Here is an 8,140-nt window from a genome sequence, read left to right as displayed (position 1 = left end):
TGCCGTTCTTGAGTGTGTTGGCTCAGAACTCTCAACTGAAACCGCCATGAATGTTGCCCGCCCAGGCGCAATCGTTGGTCGGGTTGGCTTGCCACACACCAAGAAGTCCGATCCGAACAGTACTTTCCGCCGTAACTTAGGCGTTGCCGGTGGCCCTGCTTCAGTAACCACTTACGACAAGAGTGTTCTCCTAAAGGCCGTTCTGGATGGCGAAATCCACCCGGGAAAAGTCTTTACCAAGCGATTTAGTCTTGATGAAATTGACGATGCTTATCAAGCAATGACCAAACGTGAAGCCATTAAATCACTGGTGATTGTTCAAAACTAGTGAACCATCATTCAAATTAAAAACGGCGCCACACCTGGATTATCCAAGTGTGGCGCCGTTTTGTAATTGACTTAATCGTCTTCTTTACGTTTCTTCTGACCAAATCCAATCCAGGCAAACATTGCCATTAAGATCATCCCAATTACCGATAGTTGGTGATCAGTCTGATTTTCACCAGTTTGTGGTAATTTTTCCTGGCTGGCTGTTTGAGTTGCTGGCGTTTGAGTTGCTGCCGTTGCAGCCTGGCTGTCATCATGAACCACCTGACTTGGACTCTTAACCGTCAGTTGATCATCGACTTGCTGCTTGGCTGCCTGCGTTTCACCTGGTTGAGTTCCGTTCGTTTTTGGTGTCTTTTCTTTTACTTCGTTAACAATCTGTTGTGGATCGTTACTTGGCGTTTGAGGAGTGCTTGGTGTAGGGGTATTTGGTACATTTGGTGTATTTGGGGTACTTGGTGTTGACGGAACAGTTGGCACATCCGGTTTGTTTGGATCAGGTGTGTTACCACCACCTGGGACAACCGGCTTGTCGACCTTCTTTGGTGCAATCGGCGCGATTGGCGCACTTGGCTCATCAAGGTTCGGTGTGTATTCCGCAACTACGCCCTTATTTGGTTCAGGCGCCGTTGGTTCATTCACATCAACGGCATGGTTGCCAGTTTGAATTGGTGTAACCGGCACTTCAGGAGCTTTGGAGTCGTCCACTGGGCGGTCAATCTCAAGAGTGGGTTTAGCTGGTTCCTTGGCAGGATCATTAACTGCCCACACTTTGATCCCCACTTGGAGTGGTTCCGTATAGTTCAAATGGTTGGCCGCCATCACGTAACTATTGTAGGCGATCTCTCCCGTTAATTTATCAGCCAGGTCACTAACACCAACCTGTTTTCCCGGCTCAGCATATTTGGAAATAAACGTTGATGCTGTTGGAACCGTCACGTTAAACGTAATTCCTTCGGCTGGATGACCACTAATTGTCTGGCCTGACGTTTCATCGAGAATCACTCTAAACGCCGTCACCTTCGACCAATCGGTAATCGTGTCCTGGGATTGCCAACCCACTTGATTCAGATTCTCGGCAACCGTCTGTTGACTATCCGTCGTGTAGTAAACGTTGACCTTGCCATTCCAATCACTTGGAAGCGTAATTGGTCCGGCCAATCCGGCACTAAAGGTTGATTCACGGACATCTGTTGTCGTCATGCCTTCAACTTTTCCGGCCTGTGGTAAGAAGTCCAATAAGTCTAACTGCGTCAATTCATTATCGGTGTTTTCATTGAATTGAATCTTGACCGTGGCCTGCTTGCCGGCTTCAATTGCGACATTGTGATGATAATCGTCCTTACCGGCAGCGCTGACTAATTGACTGGTTTGAAGCGTCGCATCCTTATCCAGAATGTATACCGTCCCAGAAGTAAAGAGTGGCGTCTTGGTATCAATCAATCCCGTCGTCGAACCGTCCGCTATCTTTTGCGTATTTAAAATAGTCGGCTGAAGCACATTCGGCGCTGACATGGTGTAGTTTTCTTTTTCAGTTCCCAGATTAACAAAGTTGTGGAAGACCAGATCCTTAGGTGCCCGATCATCGATGTTGACAATGACCCGTGTTCCACTGCTTTCTCCTGGCACCATAATTGATTTGTCAGGCCAAACAATCTTCAAGACCTGTTGGCCAGTCCCGTTAAAGTTATCAATGACGGAATATTGATTTCCAAATGGGATAACGCCATTTGTCATCGATGCGTCATAATCAAATGAAACCCCTTTTGGCATCACGGTGTAGGTGACAAATGGACCGTCATTGGCCGCAATATTGCCGACCGATGTCTTATCCAGGATAAAGCCCAGAGTCAGTTGATGGGCGCCGGGTGAAATCACGGAGCCGCCGGCTAAACTATCCAAATGGATTGCCGAAGTAATGTAACGGTCAGCGCTAATGTCTCGTTTGGCAACTTCAACTGTTGAAGGTTTCAGGAACTGCCAGACAACCCCGGGCCAGCCCAGACTTCCATCAATGGCAGCTTGTTTTTCCTGGTCATCTTTGGCTAGCCAACGATCCATTCCGGCAACAACGTCGGCGTCTGACATCCAATTTTCCAATGACACATAAGTTCTGGCATTTGACCAGCTGACTTTCGGTGTCATTTGGTGGGTAATTGTCCCTGGTTCGGCGTTTAATTTTAAGACGGTCCCAAAATAGATTCCGCCATTGATGCCGTATGGTGCCCAAGAACCTGCGGGAAGTCCACCTTCCTCAGGTGATTTCAAAACATCCCGTTTGAAAATTGTTCGTTGCTTGCCATTCTTGTCGATAATAGTTTCTTTTTCGTTTTGATTGAATTTATACGGCAGATCTGGATATTTGTAGATACTTTCTCTGCTAATGGTATCTGGATTACTTGGAATATCACCCATTCCTTTTTTATGCATGTACATATAGACTTCAACGACGTTCTTGGTTGGATCAAGTCCAGCCGCTAAAAGCTGTTGGCGGTTGACGTAAATGAAACTGCTCGATCCCTCACCACTAACTGCATAAATTGGGGCGCCATTTTGATCTTTTTCAACATCCTGGGTGACCGTTGGCAAGTTCTCAAATAACACGTGATACTGGTTTTCGGCATCGCCCTGGTATTTCACCGCCATTGTCAAATAAGGATTTTCCTGAAGGTAAGTCCATTGATTTCTGGCCCCGGTCGGCGCTTTAGAACTTTTGACATTTCCGGTTGGCTGATAAACAAAATTGTGAATAATAATCTGGTTCAAATCTTCTCTGGGGTCAATCGTTTGGTGAAGCGCATAGTAGTTGAAATCCCGTAATCGTTCGCTTTCCGGTAACTCACCGTCAACATCACTTGACATGAAGATTGGCACCAGTGTGTCATAGAATTTTAACAGCGCATTTGAATCTGAATAAACTTGCGGATCCGGATTCAACAATTTGATTCCGGCAAGGTTACCAACACCATCGGCCGAACCGTAATGCGCCATTGGAACCCAACTTCCGTATGGAATATTCCAAGTTGCCGGGTCATGTGGCAGGACCATGGTGGCGGCAATTTTGTTGGTATTTTGTTGCGTCACTGGTTGACCACCAAGAAATGTTAAGCCAATTCCAACATCCGTTTTGACCCATTGGAAGTTTTCAGCGGTCTTGTCAACCTTGGCAATCACTTGGAACTTCATGGTTTGATCATTGGCCAGTTGTCCAGCAATGTCAGCGGCCTTAAAGGTCCACTTCAAAATAGTAGCTGGCGTGCCGTCAGGAAGCTCACCCTTTGAGATTTCGGGTGGTGTATCTACCAACCCGTTTTCAGGTGTCGCTTTGGTCAGCCCCACGTAACTCTGTGAACCGGCAACGTAGTAATAAATGTCAATTGGTGTATCAGGTTCGAGCAGCCCCACTTTTGGTTGAGAAGTTGGGATACTTACAATGACGTTCCAAATCGCCGTATCACCCGGGGCCGGATTCTTGTATTCCTTGCCAAACTCGTCTGTATAGGTGTTTGACGGTTGATTGGTAATCATGGCGGTATTTGAAATCGCCAATTGTTGGCTGGCGGTTACTTGCACCGGATTTGGAAGCTCATCGGCTTTAAATGAAACCCCCATCTGGATAATCTGATTGTTTGCCAGGCTCGCTTTGTCGGTCAAATACGAGTAGTGAAGGTCCTGAGAAAGTCCGCTATCAAGGGAATCCCAATGATATGTCAACGTTTTTGTGGCAGCATCGTAGGTTGGCGTGGTCCCGCCAATTTGATAACGACTCAAATCACTGGTGTCTACCAGAATCCCAGCGTCTTTGGGGAAGCTCACCACTAAGTCAGCGTTCGTATAAATCGTGCGAATACCGTTGGCGTCAAAGTGAAGGTTAAATACCCCGTTGTCGCCGATATTGACCATTTGATCGGTCGTACTGAGCTGCAGCCCTGGCAGAACCGGGTTGGCCGTCTTTTCAGGCAAACTTTCAGCAACGGATTGTTCAAATTTCATCGCTTTGGCATAGGCCTCATCCCAAATTTTCTTTTCAGCCTGGTAGTTTTTCAGCTCGATTTCATACCGTTCATTAAGTGCTGTTAATCGATCAGCCAGCGTATCATACGCTCCTTGGGCAACGCTGTAGCGCTCGGCCAAAGCGTCATGGGCAGCTTTAACCGTTTCATAATCAGCCTTCAGCTTATCAAATTCAGCTGTTTGGTTGATAAAATCAACGCCAGCTTTGGTAAATTGGTCCTCAAGAGTAGCAAAGGTACTATGCGCTTTTTGGTATTGGTCCTGAAGCGTTGTGTACTCACTATTAATCGCAGCAAATTGCTCGTTAATTTGTTTTTGAGTTGCGTCGGCATTTTTAAACGGTTGCTGTAAATCGGCAACTTGCTTTTGGGTTGCCTCATATGTTGCTTTAATTTCTTGAAACTCGGTGTTGGTCTTATCGTAATCGGCCTTGGTAGAATTGTAGCGCTCAGCAATCGTATTAAATTGGGCGTCAGTTTGGCTGCCTTGGCCCTTTTCATATTCAGTTCGGGCTTGTTCGTAAGCCTGGCGGGCAGTTTCATATTTCGCCAACGCAGCGTCGTAAATACCCTTTTGAGCGGTCTGGCTTGCCACGGCTTCTTCAGCCTTGTTCTTGGCAGCCGTGTAATCTGCCGCTGTCTTTTCGTTCAAAGCTTTCAGCCGATCATATTCGGTTTTCTTGGTTTCATAAGCGGTCTTTGCAGCTTCATATTCTGCTTTGGCTTGATCATAACCGGCTTTGTCTTTACCATATTGATTCTGGTTATTCTGATAGGCCTCACTGGCTTTGTTATAAGCAGCCAATTTGTCCTTGTAGACAGCTAATTGTTGGTCATAGTCACTTTTGGCCTGACTCAGCTGATTGGTGATAATCCCGTACAATTGTTTACTACTGTTATAAACGTTGACCGCCTGATCGTAGCTCAAATCATCAGCATTAACCGGTTGATCCGCAGTGGCTTTCTGGGTATCTTCCGTTGTTGCCGCTGTTTTTTGATCAGCGGCTTTTTGATCCTTGGCAGCTTGATTTGTCGATACAGGTTGAGTCGTCTGTTTGGTTGTTGTGGCGTCATCATTTGTTTGGTTGGCTTGCGGCGTACTTTGCTTGTTCGTCGTCTGATCGTTTGAAGCCTGTTGAGCACTATTGTCCGGCGTTTTTTCGTCTTTTACTTGTTGAGGTTGTTGAGTGGACGTAGCCGGTTGCGCATCATTCGTCTTTGCTGAGCTCTCACTTGGAGCTGTCTGTGATACTGGCTGTGCAGCTGACTTCACCTGCGAATTTGTTGCAGAAGTCGCAGACTGGTCCCGCTGTGTAGCCGGCGTCTTTTGATCAACGGTGGCTACTGCAGTTGCAGTGGGTGTTGATTCGGTGGGTTGTGCTGATTGTGTGTTGACTGTCGGCGCTGGTGCTTGAGTCGTTGCTTTGGCCGTTGTAGTATTCGCAGCCGTTGTGTTTTCCGTTGTCGGTACCGTTTCGGCACTGGCCTGTTTGGCCATCCCCATTTGGCTACCGACTCCGAATGCTGCAATTGTTAAGCCGGCGATCATCCATTGCTTGCCAGCCTTATACATTTTAAAATGCTTTGCTGAAACGGTGGTTTCCTGAAGCATCTTTCGTCTTGAATGACTCATTTTAAATCCCCTCCATATTGTCAGTACCTATCAAATACTGAACAACGTGTCCCTCTTCTTAGCAATATAGGTATCATTTATTTGACAATGTAATTATAGCAGGGGTATAAAAATAATGCATCGGTAATGATTGTACGCCTATACGATACGTTTTCACGTTTTTTTTACATTACAAACACGTTATCAGAGGACAAAAAAACAGAACGGTTATGAAAAGCATGCCCGTTCTGTTAATTATTAATGATGATATTTTTAGTCATTTTGAATTTTTTCAGCCGTTAATCCCATTGCGTTGAGTGCAACGATAATCGTCGACATCGCCATAACGGCAGCTCCGACAGCTGGATCAAGAATGATGCCCGCAAATGCTAGAATGCCAGCGGCGAGTGGAATGGCAACGATGTTATAACCAGCTCCCCACCAGAGGTTTTGGACCATCTTGCGGTTGGTAATCTTGGCCAAATCAAGGAAGTGGAGAATATCACTTGGCTCTGATTTGACCAGAATCACGTCAGCGGAATCAATCGCAACGTCGGTTCCGGCACCAATTGCAACCCCAATATTGGCCTCTGCCAAACTAGGCGCATCGTTCACACCATCACCAACCATCATGACGTGATTGCCTTTTGCCTGATAGTCACCAACGATCTTTTGTTTATCGTCAGGCAACAGGCCCGCATGAAACTCATCGAGGCCCAGCAAACCGGCAACGTGTTCAGCAGCCTTTTGATTATCTCCTGTCAGCATCACCGGTGTAATGCCACGTTTCTTCAAACCGGCAATTAACGCTTTGGCACCTGGCTTAATGGTATCTCCTTCAGCCACCATTCCCAGAACCTGGTTGTCGGAAAGTAAGAAGCTGACCGAATTTCCCTTTGCGGCCCATTGATCGGCAACAGTGGTGTCGAATTTAAACCCATTCTTGGTCAAATAATTGCCATTGACAATTGTGTACGTCGTTCCGTTAATCTCGCCGGAAATGCCAACTCCAGGGATGTTCTGCGAGTTTTCGGCTGCAACAACTTGAACACCCCTTTCTTCTGCCTTAGCCAAAATTGCTTGAGCCAGTGGATGCGTTGAGTTGCTTTCAAGGGCTGCTAAATCGCTCAACAAACTGGTTTCGTCAACGCCATCGCTTGGAACGAGAGCGTTCACAGTAAACTTTCCTTCAGTCAGCGTCCCCGTTTTATCCAATAAGACGTGGCTAATGTGTTGACTGGCTTCAATTGCTTGCCGATTTCGGACAAGCAGGCCATTTTGCGCACCAATGGAAGTTGATCGCGCAACTACCAACGGAATGGCAACCCCTAATGCATGGGGACAGGCAATCACAAAGACGGTGACCATTCGCGTTAAACCAACGGAGAGCCCCTGTGGCAGCCAAGCGAAAAAGGCAATGATTCCAACAGATACGGCAGCGTAGAACAAATATTTGGCAACCAAATCGGCGCGGTCCTCGGCTTTTGACTTGGACTTCTGCGCTTCTTGAACCATTTTCATGACTTGTGATAGGTAGCCGGATTCACCGGTACCGGTAATTTCAACGGTCAGGGTGCCGTTATTATTGGTTGCCCCGCCAATCACTTTGTCGCCAACATTCTTGGTAACCGCGGCAGATTCACCGGTAACCAAGGCTTCATTGACAGTCGATTGGCCATTGATGATTGTTCCATCGGCTGGAATGCTTTCACCGGAGCGAACTTGAAACTTTTGGCCAACCTGTAAGTCAGACACTTCTACATCCTTGGTTTGACCGTCATCCGTCACCAGGTGCGCCGTCTTTGGTAGTAATGCCGCCATTTTTTCAACTGCATCACCGGCACCCATCACAGCATTCATTTCCAACCAGTGGCCCAGCAACATGATTAAAATCAAAGTGGCCAGTTCAAACGAAAAGTCCATCACGTGGGTGGCTGGATTTAAGAAATTATTGGCGATGAATGCGTAAATGCTATAGAAATATGAAACCGAAATTCCTAATGTAATCAAGGTCATCATTGCCGGCGCCTTACTTTTAACTTCAGCGCCAGCGCCCTTTAGAAACGGTGCCCCACCATAAAAGTACAGGGCCGTGTCAAAGAGCAGAATCACGATGCCTTCGATCAGGGGTGCGTGGAAATTGAGGATCGAAACATTCAATCCCATAATTGGTGCCAGCAGCAAGACT

2 protein-coding genes and 1 pseudogene are annotated in these 8,140 nt (G+C 46.8%); 1 reads left to right on the top strand and 2 read right to left on the bottom strand.

What is annotated here, in order from left to right:
- Positions 1 to 328, top strand: a pseudogene (locus AB3112_RS05895) (Zn-dependent alcohol dehydrogenase); the annotation flags it as partial.
- Positions 329 to 399: 71 nt separating this feature from the next.
- Here AB3112_RS05895 and AB3112_RS05890 read toward each other — a convergent pair.
- Both AB3112_RS05890 and AB3112_RS05885 read right to left on the bottom strand, forming a co-directional pair.
- Entirely contained in the window at positions 400 to 5,973 is a 5,574-nt protein-coding gene (locus tag AB3112_RS05890; protein ID WP_367334104.1) for a KxYKxGKxW signal peptide domain-containing protein, read from the bottom strand.
- A gap of 252 nt (positions 5,974 to 6,225) precedes the next feature.
- The coding region (locus tag AB3112_RS05885; RefSeq protein WP_367334103.1) for a heavy metal translocating P-type ATPase at positions 6,226 to 8,140 on the bottom strand (1,915 nt) is incomplete at its 5' end.

This window comes from Lentilactobacillus sp., from assembly GCF_040773105.1.
GTDB classification, from domain to species: Bacteria; Bacillota; Bacilli; order Lactobacillales; family Lactobacillaceae; genus Lentilactobacillus; species Lentilactobacillus parabuchneri.
The sequence above is the reverse complement of the archived record's forward strand: the minus strand, read 5'-3'. Positions and strand labels throughout refer to the sequence as shown.